The following is a 16923-nucleotide window of genomic DNA, read 5'->3' as shown; positions in this document are numbered from 1 at the left end:
ACAATCGACGGATTCGCCCCGACTGCCAGTCCGGGGCAAAATTTTGAAATAGATCAGACAATCATGAAAACCTCCGAAATCCGCAAGAAGTTCCTGGACTTCTTCGCCGCCAAAGGCCACCAGGTCGTTCCCTCCAGCAGCCTGGTCCCCGGCAACGACCCGACGCTGATGTTCACCGTCGCAGGCATGGTGCAGTTCAAGGACACTTTCCTCGGCTTTGAAAAGCGCGACTACAGCCGCGCCACCACCAGCCAGAAATGCCTGCGCGCAGGCGGCAAGCACAACGACCTGGAAAACGTCGGCTACACCGCGCGCCACCACACCTTCTTCGAAATGCTGGGCAACTTCAGCTTCGGCGACTACTTCAAGCGCGACGCCATCAGCTTCGCCTGGGAATTCCTCACCGGCGAGCAATGGCTGAACCTGCCCAAGGACAAGCTGATGGTGACGGTGTACGCCTCCGACGACGAGGCCTACGACATCTGGCACAAGACAGTCGGCGTGCCGGCCGACAAGATCGTCCGCATCGGCGACAACAAGGGCGCGCCTTACGCGTCCGACAACTTCTGGACCATGGGCGACACCGGCCCCTGCGGCCCCTGCACCGAGATTTTCTACGACCACGGCCCCTCGGTCGCCGGCGGCCCTCCGGGCAGCCCGGACGAGGACGGCGACCGCTTCATGGAGATCTGGAACAACGTCTTCATGCAGTTCAACCGCGACGAGGCCGGCGTACTGCATCCGCTGCCCAAGCCGTCGGTAGACACCGGCATGGGCCTGGAACGCCTGTCCACCGTGCTGCAGCACGTCAAGTCCAACTACGAGACCGACGCGCTGGCCTGTCTGGTGCGCGCCGCCGCCCGCGAAACCGGCGTGGCGTACAGCCAGGACGTACCGTCGCTGAAAGTGATCGCCGACCACATCCGCGCCTGCTCCTTCATGATCGCCGACGGCATCCTGCCCTCCAACGAGGGCCGCGGCTACGTGCTGCGCCGCATCGCCCGCCGCGCCATCCGCCATGGCTACAAGCTGGGCCAGAAGGGCCTGTTCTTCCACAAGATCGTGGCCGACCTGGCGGCCGAGATGGGCGACGCCTATCCGGAACTGCGCGAGAAGCAGGCCCACATCGAAGACGCGCTGCGCGCCGAGGAAATCAAGTTCGCCGAGACGCTGGAAATCGGCATGGGCCTGGTCGACTCCGCGCTGGAAGGCGGCAAGAAGGCGCTGGACGGCGACACCATCTTCAAGCTGTACGACACCTTCGGCTTCCCGGTGGACCTTACCGCCGACATCTGCCGCGAACGCGACATCCACGCCGACCTCGAAGGCTTCGAGCGCGCGATGGAAGCGCAGCGCGAGCGCGGTCGCGCCGGCTCCAACTTCAAGATGACCGGCAAGATCGCCTACAGCGGCGCCGACACCGCCTTCCACGGCTACGACAAGAACAGCGTGGAAGCCAAGGTTCTCGCGCTGTTCAAGGGTATGGAGGCGGTTGATTCGCTGCAGGCCGGCGAAGAAGGCATCGTGGTGCTGGACAACACCGCCTTCTACGCCGAAGGCGGCGGCCAGGTGGGCGATGTCGGCGAAATCTCCGCCACCGCCGGCATCGACGCGCTGTTCGACGTCGTCGACACCCAGAAGATCCAGTCCGCGGCCTTCGGCCACAAGGGCCGGCTTGCGCGCGGCGCGCTGAAGGTGGGCGACGCCGTCACCGCCACCATCGACCTGCACGCCCGCGCCGCCAGCGCGCGCAACCACTCCGCCACCCACCTGCTGCACGCCGCGCTGCGCCACGTGCTGGGCGGCCACGTGGTGCAGAAGGGCTCGCTGGTCAACCCGGAGCGCACCCGCTTCGACTTCGCCCACGGCGAGGCCGTCAGCGCGGCGCAGATCGCCGAGCTGGAACGGGTGGTCAACCGCGTGATCTGCCACAACGTGGAAGTGAAGGCCGAATTGATGAGCATGGAAGACGCGCAGAAATCCGGCGCGATGATGCTGTTCGGCGAAAAGTACGGCGATGAGGTGCGCGTGCTGAGCATGGGTGACTTCTCCGCCGAACTGTGCGGCGGCACCCACGTCAAGCGCAGCGGCGACATCGGCCTGTTCAAGATCGTCGCCGAAAGCGGCGTGGCCGCCGGCGTGCGCCGCATCGAAGCCGTCACCGGCGAAGCCGCGGTAGCCCACGTGCAGGCGCAGGACGCGCTGCTGAAAGAGGCCGCCGGCGCGCTGAAAGCGCAGACCAGCGACGAAGTCGTCGCCAAGATCGGCTCGCTGCAGGACAGCGTCAAGGCGCTGGAGAAAGAACTGGCCAAGCTGAAGGGCCAACTGGCCGCCTCGGCAGGCGACTCGCTGGCCGACAACGCCGCCGTCGTCAACGGCGTCAAGGTGCTGGCCGCCGAGCTGGAAGGCGCCGACAACAGCGCGCTGCGCGAAACGCTGGACAAGCTGAAAGACAAGCTGGGCTCCGCCGCCATCGTGCTGGCAGCCAAGGCCGACGGCAAGGTAACCCTGGTGGCCGGCGTCACCGCCGACCTCACCTCCAAGGTCAAGGCCGGCGAGCTGGTCAACTTCGTCGCCCAGCAAGTGGGCGGCAAGGGCGGCGGTCGTCCGGACATGGCGCAGGCCGGCGGCACCCAGCCGGAAAACCTGGCTGCCGCGCTGAAGGGCGTGGAAGCCTGGGTGGGCGGCAAGCTGTAAGTTCGGATCATCCATCGTCCTACCGTCAAAACGGCCACATGAATTTCATGTGGCCGTTTTTCATATGGTAATAATCAATCAGCACAATAAACCGCAGGCCCATACCGGAGCACGCCATGACCGCCACCGAATTCCGCCTCGCCGATTGGGACGATCTGCCCGCCGTCCGCCTGCTGCTGCAAGAGGCCTTCACCCCGCTGGCCTCCAGCCTGCCCAGCCGCCCCACCGCGCTGGACGAAACCGTCGCCAGCCTTACCGGCCATCTGGCCAGCGGCAGCCAAATCTTTGTCGCGGCCAGGGAGAGCCGGCTCATCGCCTGCCTGCTGGTGCTGCCTCCCGAAGACGGCAGCGCCGAAGTCAAACGCGTGTGCACCCATCCGGACTTCCAGGGCAATGGCCTGGGCTCGGCGCTGCTGCGCCACGCCGAACAGCAACTGCGCCTGCAAGGCGTTCAGCAGATCCAGCTGTCCACCCGGCGTCGGCTGCCCGGCAATCTGCAGTTCTACCAGCGCTTGGGCTACCAGCTGGCGGAGAAGCAACCCTATCCCGAAGGAGTGGACGACGAGCGCATCACGCTGAGCAAAGCCCTGTCCGAGCTGGCTGCCTGAACCGCACTGGGCGGATTTCGCCGCCATCCGGGCAAACTTGCTTCAGATCAAGACCCAATAAATCACCAATCGCTAATATGAACAGGCTTCTTATGGCTTCTCCTTTGTTGTTTGCTTGATGTCCCCGGTCCGTCCGGGGCTTTTTTTTGCCCTCGGGCAGACAATGCTTATAGTGTGATTACGCAACCGATCCCGGAGAGCATCATGCGCCTGCTCCTCGCCGCCCTTCTCGCCTGCGCCTTGAGTCCGCTGCCCGCCCCTGCCGAACCGCCGCCGGCCGAAATCCTCGCGCTGACCGAAACCCTGCCGCCGCTTAGCTACGACGAGGATGGCGCCCACAAGGGCTTTTCCAACGAGCTGCTGTTGATGATGCTGCACGACAGCGGCTTGCGCGCCGTCATCCAGATCCGGCCATGGAGCCGGGCGCTGCGCGAAGCGCAGCAGACGCCCAACACCATGCTTTATCTGACCGTGCGCACGCCGGAACGGGAAGAAATGTTCAAATGGATAGGCCCGGCACTGCCGCTGCCGATAGAACTGTTCCGCCTGGGGGGCCCCCGCGCGCAACCGTACACCTCAATGGACGACGCCAGGCGCGCGGCAGTGGCGGTGGCACGCGACACCCCCGGACAGAAAATGATGGAAAAGCTGGGCTTCGTCGACAACCAGAACCTGGTGCTGACCAATGACGAGGCGCAGTCGGCCCGGCTGCTGTACGCCCACCGCGTGCAGTACAGCGCCGGCGTGGCGCTGTTCCAGCGCTACGCGGCGAAACAGCAGGGGCAGAATCCGGAACGGCTGGATTCGGTGCAGGTGCTGGACGACAGCACCCAGTTCTATTTCGCGATGCAAAAAGACAGCAATCCGGAATACATCTCCCGCTTGCAGGCGGCGCTGGACAAGATCAAGCAGGATGGCCGCTACGCCTCATTGCTCAAGCGTTACAACCACCCCTGACTCACAACACCAGCTTGACGCCCGCCAACGCCAGCATCACCGCCAAAGCCGGCCGCAACCAGTGGTCCGACAGCTTGCCGGTCAGCTTGCTGCCCAGCCAGATGCCGGGCAGCGAGCCGCTGAGCAGCTTGAGCAGCAGCAGCCAGTCCAGGTGGCCCATGCTGGCGTGACCCAGCCCGGCGACCAGCGTCAACGGCACCGCATGGGCGATTTCCGTGCCTATCAATCGGGAGGTCGGCAAAGCCGGATACAGCAGGAACAGCGCCAGCGTGCCCAGGGCGCCTGCGCCGATGGAGCTGAGCGTCACCAGCACCCCCAGCATCACGCCGACCAGCGCCGTCGGCCACCAGCGCTCGCCTACGCCAAGACCGCCAAAATGTTTTTGCCCCAGCCGGATCAGCCAGGGTTTGCACAGGATGGCGCCGGCGGTCAGCAGCAAAGCCACGCCCAGCACGAAACGGAACAGCGCGTCCATCACCTGCGCCGGCACGTGCATCCAGGACAGCAAGCCCAGCGTCAGCATCGCCGCCGGCACGCTGCCCAGCGACAAGTGCAGCGTGATCCGCCAGTCGATATGTTTCTGCCTATGGTGCACCGCCACGCCGCCAGCCTTGGTCACAGCCGCGTACAGCAAGTCGGTGCCCACCGCCGTGGCCGGCGAGATACCGAACCACAGCAGGATGGGCGTCATCAGCGAACCGCCGCCCACGCCGGTCAGCCCGACGATGAAACCCACCGCCAAGCCCGCAACCGTGTATCCCAAATCCATAGGCATCCCCATTCATGCTGCAAGATCCACCCGATGCTACGCGCTTTGCTTATAACAATTTAGATCGTTTTGATACAACATTATTCTCACAAAACCTATATCTGTCTTCACAAGCAGAATTCATCACGCCATCACGTCGTGGTAACAACAAACGCCTATGTTTTCAATCAGAACAAAACGACAAGGAACACCACATCCGCGGCGGCTTTATCACGCAAGTGCTTTACAAACCAGGCAAATAGCGTCAATTTGATACCGTCAGGGCACGCCTGACAGCTAGCGACACCAGATCGCGCGCCAGCCGCCAGGCTCCCTGAGAAGCCCACGTTTCGAGATCGAAAGGTGCAGGATGATTTCTCGTATCCCACTGAGCGTTCGCAGAAAACAAGCCCGTGACCAACATGAAAGCTTCCTCTACGCGGTGGCCAAGCCGCAATTGAGCGATGAGGAAAGATCGCGCCAGCAGAAGGTAAGGCAGCGCGCGCATGACCGCGACGACGCCCGCTTCCTGGCCGATCGCTGCGACGACCTGTTCTAAGTCGACACGGGGGCCACGGCCCCCGCCCCGCCTTTCCGCCAGTGCAGAAGGCCTCCCCTTCCCGTTTTTTTTCTTTACACTGCCTAAACGCCGCCCATCCGTCCGCGATGCCGATGCGGCAAGCGACACGATACTGCCGCCCCCAGCCTCCACGCCTAAAAAAAATTGAAATATTCCATTCACAAAGAAATTATTTTCCCAAAAATATGGCATCTATCAGTATTTTTATACTTTCTTTACACCCATGCTCGCGCTTTTATCAGGTTTTTGACACCCGTTTGCGTACCTTCCAGATTGCACATTACGCATGGAGATTTTCACTATGGATCTGCTTTACATGGGTCTCTTGGCCGGCTTCGCCGCCCTGACCCTGCTGCTGATCGCAGCCTGCGACCGACTGGGGAGCAAACCATGACTGCCTGGTACCTGATCAGCGCCTTATTGGCGCTGGGGCTGTTCGTTTATCTGATCTACGCATTGGTTAAGCCGGAGAATTTCTGACATGACAACACCCGCCATGCTCCAACTGGGGCTGTTTCTGGCCGTGCTGCTGGCATTGGCCTGGCCTCTTGGCGCGTACATGACACGCATCATGCAAGGGGAAAATCCGGGCGCGGTGCGCTTATTCGCGCCGCTGGAGCGCGCCTTCTACCGCCTGGCCGGCATCCAGCAGGATGAGGAAATGGGCTGGCGCGGCTACACCGTGGCCCTGATCCTGTTCAACGTGCTGGGCGCGCTGGCCGTCTACGCGCTGCAACGCCTGCAAGGCATGCTGCCGTTCAATCCGCAGGCGATGGCAGCGGTATCGCCGGACTCCTCGTTCAACACCGCCGTCTCCTTCATCACCAACACCAACTGGCAAGGTTACGGCGGCGAAACCACGATGAGCTACCTGACCCAGATGCTGGGTCTGACCGTGCAGAACTTCCTGTCGGCCGCCACCGGCGCCGCAGTGGTGATCGCGCTGATCCGCGGCTTCATCCGCCACAGCAGCAGCAAGATCGGCAACTTCTGGGTCGACGTCACCCGCCTGACCCTCTACATCCTGCTGCCGCTGTCGCTGGTGCTGGCGCTGGTGTTCACCCAGCAGGGCGCGATCCAGAACCTGGCCGCCTACAAGGACGTGCACACCGTCGAAGTCACCAAGTACCAGCAGCCCAAGGTGGACGCCAAGGGCAACCCGGTCAACGGCAAGGACGGCAAGCCTGCGATGGAAGACAAGACCACCCAGACGCAAACCCTGCCGATGGGCCCTGTCGCCTCGCAAGAAGCCATCAAGATGCTGGGCACCAACGGCGGCGGCTTCTTCAACGCCAACTCCGCCCACCCGTTTGAAAACCCGACCCCGCTGGCCAACTTCCTGCAGGACATCGCGATCTTCCTGATCCCGGCCGCCTTGTGCTTCCTGTTCGGCCGCATGGTGGGCGACCGCCGCCAGGGCTGGGCCATCATCGCCGCGATGACCATCATGTTCGCCACCGCCGTGGTGGTGGAAACCAGCGCCGAGCAAGCCGGCGTGCCACAGTACCGTGCGCTGCACATCGACCAGCAAGCCAGCAGCCTGCAATCCGGCGGCAATATGGAAGGCAAGGAAGCGCGCTTCGGCATCATCGACACCTCGCTGTTCATCGCCGTGACCACTTCCGCCTCCTGCGGCGCGGTCAACGCCATGCACGATTCCTTGACGCCGATCGGCGGACTGGTGCCGATGTTCCTGATGCAGCTGGGCGAAGTGGTGTTCGGCGGCGTAGGTTCCGGCCTGTACGGCATGCTGATCTTCGCGATTCTGGCGGTGTTCATCGCCGGCCTGATGGTGGGCCGCACCCCGGAATACCTGGGCAAGAAGATCGAAACCTACGAGATGAAGATGACCGCGATCACCATTCTGGTGACCCCGACCCTGGTGCTGGCGCTGACTGCCATCGCCGTGAGCGCGGCGGCGGGCAAGGCCGGCATCGCCAACCCCGGCGCGCACGGCTTCAGCGAAATCCTGTACGCCTTCACCTCGGCCGCCAACAACAACGGCAGCGCCTTCGCAGGCCTGTCCGCCAACACCGTGTTCTACAACGTTAGCACCGCTATCGCGATGTTCTTCGGCCGCTTCTTCATGATCGTGCCCATCCTGGCGATTGCCGGATCCTTGGCAGCGAAGAAGCGCCTGGCCGTCACCAGCGGCACACTGCCGACCCACGGCCCGCTGTTCGTGGTGCTGCTGGTTGGCACCGTGCTGCTGGTCGGCGCCCTGAACTATGTTCCGGCTCTGGCCCTGGGTCCGGTGGTTGAACACCTGCAGATGATTGCAGGCCGCTAAGCCCGTCCGCAGGCAAGGAAACTGACATGAACGACAAGAATCATTCCAAGACACTGGCGCCGGACCATACCCCGGCCGCCGCAGGCCACAAGAACGGCAACACGTCGATGTTCGACCCGGCGCTGGTCAAACCGGCCATCGTCGACTCCTTCAAGAAGTTGTCGCCGCGCACCCAATGGCGCAACCCGGTGATGTTCGTGGTTTACGTGGGCAGCATCCTCACCACCGCGCTGTGGCTGCAGTCGCTGGCCGGCAAGGGCGAAGCCTCCTCCGGCTTCATCCTGGGCGTGGCGCTGTGGTTGTGGTTCACCGTGCTGTTCGCCAACTTCGCCGAAGCGCTGGCGGAAGGCCGCAGCAAGGCCCAGGCCGCCAGCCTGCGCTCCGCCAAGAAGAACGTGGTGGCCAAGAAGCTGGCCGGCCCGCGTTATGACGCAGCCAAGACCGTCGTCGACGGCGCCAGCCTGAAAAAGAGCGACTACGTGCTGGTGGAAGCCGGCGACGTGATCCCAGTGGACGGCGAAGTGGTCGAAGGCGTGGCCTCGGTGGACGAATCGGCGATCACCGGCGAATCCGCGCCGGTGATCCGCGAGTCCGGCGGCGACTTCTCCTCGGTCACCGGCGGCACCCGCGTGCTGTCTGACTGGATCGTGGTGAAGATCACCGCCAATCCGGGCGAAACCTTCCTCGACCGCATGATCGCGATGGTGGAAGGCGCCAAGCGCCAGAAAACGCCGAACGAGATCGCGCTGACCATTCTGCTGGTGGCGCTGACCATCGTGTTCCTGATCGTCACCGTCACCCTGCTTCCCTTCTCGCTGTTCAGTGTGGACGCGGCCAAGGCCGGCTCGCCGATCAGCATCACCACCCTGGTGGCGCTGCTGGTCTGCCTGATACCGACCACCATCGGCGGCCTGTTGTCCGCCATCGGCGTGGCCGGCATGAGCCGGATGATGGGCGCCAACGTGATCGCCACCTCCGGCCGCGCGGTGGAAGCCGCCGGCGACGTGGACGTGCTGCTCCTAGACAAGACCGGCACCATCACGCTGGGCAACCGCCAGGCATCCACCTTCATCCCGGCTCCGGGCGTGAGCGAGAAGGACCTGGCCGACGCCGCCCAGCTGGCGTCGCTGGCCGACGAAACGCCGGAAGGCCGCAGCATCGTGGTGCTGGCCAAGCAGAAGTTCAACCTGCGCGAGCGCCAACTGGCCAGCCATGAAGCCAGCTTTATCGCCTTCAGCGCGCAAACCCGGATGAGCGGCATCGACTACGACGGCCGCCAGATCCGCAAGGGCGCCATCGACGCCATCCGCCGCCACATCGCCGAGCAAGGGGGCCAGTTCCCGGACGCGCTCTCCAAGAGCGCCGACGAAGTGGCCCGCCGCGGCTCCACCCCGCTCTTGGTGGCCGAAGGCAACCGCGCGCTGGGCGTGATCGAGCTGAAAGACATCGTCAAGGGCGGCATCAAGGAGCGTTTCGCCGAGCTGCGCCAGATGGGCATCAAGACGGTGATGATCACCGGCGACAACCCGCTGACCGCCGCCGCCATCGCGGCCGAAGCCGGCGTCGACGACTTCCTGGCCGAAGCCACCCCGGAAGCCAAGCTCAAGCTGATCCGCAGCCATCAGGCCGAAGGCAAGCTGGTGGCGATGACCGGCGACGGCACCAACGACGCCCCGGCGCTGGCCCAAGCCGACGTAGCCGTTGCGATGAACACCGGCACCCAGGCGGCCAAGGAAGCCGGCAATATGGTGGACCTGGATTCCAACCCGACCAAGCTGATCGAGATCGTGGAAATCGGCAAGCAGATGCTGATGACCCGCGGGTCGCTGACCACCTTCTCCATCGCCAACGATGTGGCCAAGTACTTCGCCATCATCCCGGCAGCGTTCGCCAGCACCTATCCGCAGCTGAACGCGCTGAACGTAATGGGCCTGAACAGCCCGTCCTCGGCCATCATGTCCGCGGTGATCTTCAACGCCGTGATCATCGTGTTCCTGATTCCGCTGGCGCTGAAGGGCGTGAAGTACCACGCCAAGAGCGCGGCCGAACTGCTGCGCAGCAACCTGCTGGTCTATGGCCTGGGCGGCCTCCTGGTGCCGTTCGCCGGCATCAAGCTGATCGACATGGCGCTGGGCGCGATGGGCCTGGTGTGACACTGGTAGCCCGGATACGCCGCCAGGCGCATCCGGGATGGCATCCGACTTTATGCATGGATGCGCTGTGCGTATCCGGGCTACCCGCCCGCAAGAATTGAAAGGATTATCGTGAAACTCATACGTCCCCTGCTGGTGATCTTTGGCGGCCTGTCGCTGATTACCGGCCTGGCCTACCCGCTGCTCACCACCGGCATCGCCCAGGCGGCATTCCCGTCCCAGGCCAACGGCAGCCTGATCGAAAAAGACGGCAAGGTGGTGGGTTCGCGCCTGATCGGCCAGAACTTCTCCAGCGACAAATACTTCTGGGGCCGCCCGTCGGCCACCAGCCCGATGCCGTACAACGCCGGCAACTCGTCCGGCTCCAACCTCGGCCCCACCAACAAGGCCCAGCTGGACGCGGTGAAAGGCAATGTCGACAACATCCGCAAGGCGCACCCGACCCAGACCGGCCCGGTGCCGGTGGACCTGGTGACCGCCTCGGCCAGCGGCCTGGACCCGGAAATCTCGGTGGCCTCCGCTTACTATCAGGTTGACCGCATCGCCGCCGCGCGTAAACTGCCGGCAAGCACCGTGCGCAAGCTGGTTGAAGACCATGTCATCGGCGAAACCTTCGGCCTGCTCGGCGAACCGCGCATCAATGTGCTGGAGCTGAATCTGGCGCTGGACGAACTGACCAAGAAAGCCTAAAACCGCATGACCGATCTGCGCCCCGACCCGGATGCCTTGCTGGACGAACTCAAACGCGAAGAGCTGGATGCCCAGCGCGGACGCCTGAAGATCTTCTTCGGCGCCTGCGCCGGGGTCGGAAAAACCTTCGCCATGCTGGCTGCGGCCAGGGTGAAACAGCAGGAAGGGGTGGGGGTGCTGGTCGGCGTGGTGGAAACCCACGGCCGCAAGGAGACCGCGGCGCAACTGGACGGGCTGGAAGTCCTCCCGCCCAGCCAGATCGAATACAAGGGCCGCGGCCTGGCCGAATTCGACATCGACGCCGCGCTGGAGCGCAAGCCGCCGCTGATCCTGATCGACGAGTTCGCCCACTCCAACGCGCCCGGCTCGCGCCACCCCAAGCGCTGGCAGGACGTGGAGGAGCTGCTGGCGGCTGGCATAGACGTCTACACCACTCTCAATGTGCAGCACCTGGAGAGCCTTAACGATGTTGTCGGCCAGATCACCGGCATCATCGTCAGGGAAACGCTGCCCGACCACGTGTTCGACATGGCCGACGAAGTGTCGCTGGTGGACCTGCCGCCGGACGAGCTGCTATCGCGCCTCGCCGCCGGCAAGGTCTACCTGCCGCACCAGGCCGAACGCGCGGTGAAGAACTTCTTCCGCAAGGGCAATCTGCTGGCGCTGCGCGAACTGGCGCTCAGGCGCACCGCCGACCGGGTGGACGCCCAGATGCGCGCCTACCGCGCCGATCAGTCCATCAACCCGGTATGGCACGCCCGCGAACGGCTGCTGGTCTGCGTCGGCCCCGGCCCCGGCACCGACAAGCTGATCCGCAGCACCAAACGGCTGGCGGCCAACCTCGACGCCGACTGGATCGCCGTCTACGTCGAAACCCCCAATCTGCAGCGGCTGCCGGAAGACAAGCGCGCGCGCATCCTCAAGGGCCTGAAGCTGGCGCAGGAATTGGGCGCGGAAACCACTGTGCTGGGCGGCAGCTCGCTGGCCGCCACCCTGCTGGCCTACGCCCGCACCCGCAACGTGTCCAAGCTGGTGGTCGGCAAGTCCGCCAGCAGCCCGCTGGCGCGGCTGTGGCGCGGCTCGCTGGTGGAGGAGCTCACCCGCCAGTCCGGCGACGTGGACGTCTACGTAGTGGCGCACGAACTCGACGACCGCGAGGAAAAGGGCGGCAAGCGCGTGCACAGCCTGCTGTTCAGCGACGGCGAATCCGGCAGGCCGCAGCGCGGCTACCTGGCCGCCGCCGCCGCCTGCGCCGCCACCACAGCGGTCAACCACTTGTTGGTGCCCTACTTCGCGCTATCCAACGTGATCATGGTGCACCTGCTGGCGGTAGTGCTGATCGCCACCCGCTACGGCCGCGGCCCCGGCGTGCTGGCGTCCTTCCTGTCGGTGGCTGCCTTCGACTTCTTCTTCGTGCCGCCGCAGCTGTCGTTCGCTGTGTCCGACACCCAATACCTGCTGACCTTCATCGTGATGCTGGTGGTGGCGCTGATCATCAGCCAGTTGACCGCCCGCTTCCGCTTCGAAGCCACCATCGCCACCTACCGCGAACGCCGCACCCGCGCGCTGTACGACCTGGGACGCGAACTGGCCGGCGCGCTGACCGCCTCGCAGATCATAGAAACCGCGGTCGGCCGGCTGGAGCCGCTGTTCCACGCCAAGGTGATGCTGTTCGTGCCCAATAGCGAGGACCAGCTGCGCGCCGCCACCGAAACCGGCAACAACGCCGACACCGGCGTCGCGCAGTGGGTGTTCGACAACCTGCAGCCGGCCGGCCTCGGCACCAACACCCTGCCCTCCAACCCCTCGCTGTACGTGCCGCTGCGCGCGCCGATGCGCACCCGCGGCGTGATCGCGCTGCTGCCGGAGAAAACCATCCAGGCTTTCCTGCCGGAGCAGCAGCGCCTGCTGGAAACCTGCGCCGCGCAGATCGCGCTGGCGCTGGAGCGAGTGCACTACGTGGAAGTGGCGCAGGACGCCATCGTGGCGATGGAATCGGAACGGCTGCGCAACAGCGTGCTGTCGGTGGTATCGCACGACCTGCGCACGCCGCTGACCAATATGCTGGGCATGGCCAATATGCTGAACACGCCCGCGCTGCCGCCGGCGCAGCAGGCAGACATCGCCCTGTCCATCCAGGAGGAGGCGATGCGGATGAACAAGCTGGTCACCAATCTGCTGGACATGGCCAAGCTGCAGTCCGGCGTCAAGCTGAACAAGGAATGGCAACTACTGGACGAGGTGGTGGGCAGCGCGGTGCGCGCCTGCGAGCACAGCCTGCGCCAGCACCATCTGGAGCTGAAGCTGAGCCACGACCTGCCGGTACTGGAATACGACGCGGTGCTGATCGAGCGGGTGCTGGTCAATCTGCTGGAAAACGCCGCGAAATACACGCCGGCCGGCTCGCATATCGAGTTGGCGGCCCGGCACGACGGCGCCAGGGTGCGCGTCAGCGTCAGCGATGACGGCCCCGGCCTGCCAGCCAATATGGAACAGAAGGCCTTCGACAAGTTCTCGCGCGGCGCGCCCGAGTCCACCACTCCCGGAGTGGGGCTGGGACTGGCGATCTGCCGCGCCATCATAGAAAACCACGGCGGCAGCATAGAAGCCGGCAACGTCCATCCGCACGGCGCCCGCTTCTCCTTCACCCTGCCCGCCGGCGCGCCGCCCCAGCTGCCGCCGGAAGACGCCTGAAACCATAAGAGCGAGCAACCATGAACGACGCACCTATTTCCATCGTGATCATCGAAGACGAGAAACCGATCCGACGCTTCCTGTCCTCGGCGCTAGATGAAGAAAAACTGACTGTCTACGAGGCGGAAACCGGCAAGCAGGGCCAGATAGAAGTGGCCACCCGCAAGCCGGACATGGTGATACTGGACCTGGGTCTGCCGGACATGAATGGCATAGACGTGATCAAGAGCCTGCGCGAATGGACCGACATCCCCATTCTGGTGCTGTCGGCCCGCACCCAAGAGACGGAAAAGGTGGCGGCGCTGGACGCCGGCGCCGACGACTACCTGACCAAGCCCTTCGGCGTGGCCGAATGCCTGGCGCGCATCCGCGTGCTGCTGCGCCGCCGCATCCAGGGCAGCGCGGCCGCGCAGCAGAATTTCCACTTCGGCGACATCAAGATCGACCTGGTCAACCGCTTGGTGCACAAGGGAGAAACCCCGGTCCACCTGACCCCGATAGAATACCGGCTGCTGTCCACGCTGATCCGCAACGCCGGCAAGGTGATCACCCACCGCGAGCTGCTGCTGGCGGTATGGGGTCCGTCGTTCTCCGAACACAATCAATACCTGCGCGTCTACATGGGCCACCTGCGGCAGAAGCTGGAAGACAACCCGGCGATGCCGCGCCACATCGTCACAGAAACCGGCGTCGGCTACCGGCTGGTGGAGCAGGAGCAGAACCGGACGCCGAGCTAAGGCACTACTCAGACGCGCAGCCTGACAAGGCCATCCAGAGCCGGATCAGGCATGCCGAGCGGTCACGCCCAGCAGCAGCATGTCGATGAAGACATCAATGTCCTGCACCGCCGTCAGTTGTTCGGTCAGCAAACGATACCAGCAAAAACCGAAAATCAGATCCAGCAGCAATTCGGGATTGACGTGCTCAGCCAGCTCGCCGCGGTTGGCGGCATTCTGCAACAAACGTCGCGGCATATCGCGGCGGCGGGCCATAAATTCATCCTTCAGCTGCGCTAACATGATAGGGTCTAGTTGCGCCTCGGCAATCACGCTGCGGAATGCCTCGCCGCATATCGTTTCCCGCCAGGCGCCCCACAGATTGTGCAGCAGGAAGGACAGATCCTCTTGCAACGATCCCAGATCGGGCATCTGCCGGACCCTATCGCTCTCGCTCTCATACACCTCGGCGATCAAGGCCGCCTTATTTGGCCACCAACGATAGATGGTCGGCTTGCTGGCACCGGCCCTTCTGGCCACCGACTCTATGCTTACCCCGCAATAACCGCTTTCCTTGAGGATTTCTATCGTCGACTCAAGGATAGCCTGATGCGTCTGCGGATTGCGCAATGCGCCGGTGGAACTGCGTGCAGAACTACTGGACATGGGAAACGATCCTCCAAACTATATCGTCTGCAGATACCAAACTCGAAAATAAGCGACCGATCCACAATCCGGCCGCCGCATAACTACGTATTGCTCATCTCATCCGGCCCTGCTCAACGGAAGACGGCGGTGGCCTGCCGCAGAATCGAATGAAAAAATAAAAACGAAACGTTTCGTTTTTGTACTAAGACAAAATGGCCATCAGGCAAAGCATCCGGCCCGCAGATCGCAGCACGCCTATCATGCCGGAGACCGCACACCTCAGCCCCCGCCTGCAAAGCAGGCTGCAACTCAAAACAGGCACTGATTTACTGATTTTCTACAATACCATTTCCATTCCTGGAAAATATTCAAGCCAGCAATACAACAACAAGTTCGACAAAAAAACAACACTTCTCAAGACGTTTCCGCACGAAGAAAAGCAGAAAGAAAAGTGACATTCAAAATATAGACAATTTTTAAATTGAAAAATCATGTAGATAATATCATTATCAAGTGCAATCAAATAGAAAATTCAGAATTTATAAAAACTGCCACACAAACAACTTCTCATTCAAAATTAATCATTTTTCATTAACAAAATATTTAATGTGAAATAAAATAACCCACAAAAATCTCACCGGAATTACTAAACCTCCTCCAGCGCAACAAAATATTTATCATGATTTAACGAAAATCAAATCCGGCGTCATGGACTTTCAGCCGGCATCCCTCAGACCGCTGCCAACCAATCTCCCATTCCCGACTCCGCCACCGCTCAAACTGTCTACCTCCAACCTGTCGCCTGTGCGCTTTTCGGCACACGCAAAAAATAGTCCCCACTCTGAAAATATAAATATCCGGAATTTACTATTGACATGAAATGACGATGGCATTCAATCTAAAAAAAGGAAACGGAACGTTTCGTATTTTTGCAGCAGGCCGGATCGAATCCATCCCTCCGAGCGCGCCGGCAAACACCGCCGCCAGGAGCGGAACATGATCGGGTCATGCGAGTAGAGAGCACTCGTCCACTGGAAAGGAAGACCATGAAGAAAATAGGCATAGTGAGCTACGGCAGCAGCATTCCGACTTGCCGGCTCAAGATCAACGATGTCATCGACGTGTGGAAGAACACTGACCTCGATCTGGTGAAAAACCATCTTGGCGTCTGCGAAAGAGCCGTGCTGCAACCCGATGAGGATGTGATCACGCTGGGCGTTCAAGCCGCCCAGCGTGCCTTGGAGCATGCCGGCTCGCCAACGCTGGACGCCTTGCATCTGGGCACATGCACGAATCCGTACGACTCCCGCTCCTCCGCGGCCATCATCCTGGAAATGCTGGGCCAGGGCTACGACATGTACTGCGCCGACGTCCAGTTTTCCGGCAAGTCTGGCACTTCCGCACTGCAGATCAGCCAGGCCCTGGTAGCCTCCGGCATGGCTGGCCACGCACTGGCCATCGCCGCCGACGCGATCAACCGCCACACTGCGCCGGGCGACCTGACCGAATCCTATGCCGGCGCCGGCGCTGCCGCCATGTTGGTAGGCAGCGAGAACCTGATCGCAGAAATCGACGGCACGTTCTCCTGCGCGGCGGACATCGCCGACAATATTCGCCCGCAAGGCGAACGCTACATACGCTCCGGCATGGGTCTGGGCTCGGACAAGAACAGCATAGGCCTGGAAGACCAGACCCGCCGCGCGGCAGAAGGCCTGATGGGCAAGCTCAAAACCTCGGCCTCCGATTTCGACTACGTGGTATTTCAACAAAACGTCGTCTCCACGCCACGCTCGCTGGGGAAACTACTAGGCTTCACTGCGGAACAACTGGAGCCGGCGCTGTTCGCCGACACCATCGGCGACACCGGCGCCGCCAGCCCTCTGCTCGGCCTGATCCAGGTTTTGGACCAGGCCAAACCGGGCGACCGCATCCTGTTGGTTTCCTACGGCTTCGGCGCAGGCAGCGACGCCATCGCCCTGACCGTCACCGATAACATCGCCGCGCATCAACAGCGCGCCACCACGCTCAAGACCCAGCTAGGCCAGAAGCAGTACGTCGACTACGGCACGGCGATCAAATACGAATTCAAGTATCTGCGCCCCGACTACGCCTTGACCGCCTATCTCTGAGCCAGCCAAAGGA

At 62.7% G+C, this 16923-nt stretch carries 15 protein-coding genes; 12 read left to right on the top strand and 3 right to left on the bottom strand.

All coding sequences use genetic code 11. The annotated features are described in order from the left end of the window. Positions 1-63 precede the first annotated feature (63 nt). From alaS to BI347_RS13560, 3 genes are all read left to right on the top strand, one after another. Entirely contained in the window at positions 64-2697 is a 2634-nt protein-coding gene (gene alaS / locus BI347_RS13570) for an alanine--tRNA ligase (RefSeq protein WP_071116086.1), read from the top strand. Between the two features lie 116 nt (positions 2698-2813). Next, a complete protein-coding gene (locus BI347_RS13565; RefSeq protein ID WP_071113242.1) occupies positions 2814-3305 on the top strand; it encodes a GNAT family N-acetyltransferase in 492 nt (163 codons plus the stop codon). A 204-nt stretch (positions 3306-3509) separates the two neighbouring features. Beyond that, positions 3510-4262, top strand: coding sequence for a substrate-binding periplasmic protein (locus tag BI347_RS13560; RefSeq protein ID WP_071113243.1), 753 nt, complete (start codon positions 3510-3512; stop codon positions 4260-4262). Between the two features lies 1 nt (position 4263). Here the strand turns inward: BI347_RS13560 and BI347_RS13555 are convergent, their stop codons facing one another. Continuing rightward, on the bottom strand, positions 4264-5031 hold the full coding sequence (locus tag BI347_RS13555; protein ID WP_071113244.1) for a sulfite exporter TauE/SafE family protein: 768 nt from the start codon (positions 5029-5031) through the stop codon (positions 4264-4266). Between the two features lie 14 nt (positions 5032-5045). Here BI347_RS13555 and BI347_RS23605 point away from each other — a divergent pair, with 14 nt between their 5' ends. Further along, positions 5046-5273, top strand: a complete 228-nt coding sequence (locus BI347_RS23605; protein ID WP_139167219.1) for a hypothetical protein — start codon at positions 5046-5048, stop codon at positions 5271-5273. A 2-nt stretch (positions 5274-5275) separates the two neighbouring features. Here BI347_RS23605 and BI347_RS23600 read toward each other — a convergent pair whose 3' ends face one another. Next, positions 5276-5782 carry a hypothetical protein gene (locus BI347_RS23600; RefSeq protein WP_139167218.1) on the bottom strand — a complete coding sequence of 169 codons (507 nt, stop codon included), beginning with the start codon at positions 5780-5782 and terminating at the stop codon, positions 5276-5278. Between the two features lie 198 nt (positions 5783-5980). On the opposite strand from BI347_RS23600, the gene kdpF reads away from it, so the two are divergent. The 6 genes from kdpF to kdpE all read left to right on the top strand — a co-directional run bounded on the left by kdpF (position 5981) and on the right by kdpE (position 14154). Further along, a complete protein-coding gene (gene kdpF, locus BI347_RS13550; protein ID WP_021476355.1) occupies positions 5981-6070 on the top strand; it encodes a K(+)-transporting ATPase subunit F in 90 nt (29 codons plus the stop codon). Between the two features lies 1 nt (position 6071). Further along, a complete protein-coding gene (kdpA, locus tag BI347_RS13545; RefSeq protein ID WP_071113245.1) occupies positions 6072-7880 on the top strand; it encodes a potassium-transporting ATPase subunit KdpA in 1809 nt (602 codons plus the stop codon). A 26-nt stretch (positions 7881-7906) separates the two neighbouring features. Beyond that, complete coding sequence (kdpB, locus tag BI347_RS13540; protein WP_420837168.1) at positions 7907-10033, top strand: potassium-transporting ATPase subunit KdpB; 2127 nt, start codon at positions 7907-7909, stop codon at positions 10031-10033. Between the two features lie 111 nt (positions 10034-10144). After that, the gene (kdpC, locus tag BI347_RS13535) at positions 10145-10723 is read left to right on the top strand and encodes a potassium-transporting ATPase subunit KdpC (protein WP_239690882.1); all 579 of its coding nucleotides are present in this window, start codon (positions 10145-10147) and stop codon (positions 10721-10723) included. Positions 10724-10729: 6 nt separating this feature from the next. Beyond that, positions 10730-13417, top strand: a complete 2688-nt coding sequence (locus tag BI347_RS13530) for a DUF4118 domain-containing protein (protein ID WP_071113612.1) — start codon at positions 10730-10732, stop codon at positions 13415-13417. 20 nt (positions 13418-13437) lie between these two features. Further along, positions 13438-14154 (top strand): two-component system response regulator KdpE, encoded by a 717-nt coding sequence (kdpE, locus tag BI347_RS13525; protein WP_071113611.1) that lies wholly within the window; start codon positions 13438-13440, stop codon positions 14152-14154. Positions 14155-14199: 45 nt separating this feature from the next. On the opposite strand, the gene BI347_RS13520 is transcribed toward kdpE, so the two are convergent. Continuing rightward, the gene (locus tag BI347_RS13520) at positions 14200-14763 is read right to left on the bottom strand and encodes a TetR/AcrR family transcriptional regulator (protein WP_204378042.1); all 564 of its coding nucleotides are present in this window, start codon (positions 14761-14763) and stop codon (positions 14200-14202) included. Positions 14764-14993: 230 nt separating this feature from the next. Here BI347_RS13520 and BI347_RS13515 point away from each other — a divergent pair, with 230 nt between their 5' ends. Both BI347_RS13515 and BI347_RS13510 read left to right on the top strand, forming a co-directional pair. Further along, complete coding sequence (locus BI347_RS13515) at positions 14994-15236, top strand: hypothetical protein (RefSeq protein WP_071116084.1); 243 nt, start codon at positions 14994-14996, stop codon at positions 15234-15236. 591 nt (positions 15237-15827) lie between these two features. After that, positions 15828-16910, top strand: a complete 1083-nt coding sequence (locus BI347_RS13510; protein ID WP_071113608.1) for a hydroxymethylglutaryl-CoA synthase — start codon at positions 15828-15830, stop codon at positions 16908-16910. Positions 16911-16923 lie beyond the last annotated feature (13 nt).

It is taken from the genome of Chromobacterium sphagni (assembly GCF_001855575.1).
In the GTDB taxonomy this organism is placed as follows: domain Bacteria; phylum Pseudomonadota; class Gammaproteobacteria; order Burkholderiales; family Chromobacteriaceae; genus Chromobacterium; species Chromobacterium sphagni.
This window is presented reverse-complemented; position numbering and strand designations above follow the sequence as displayed.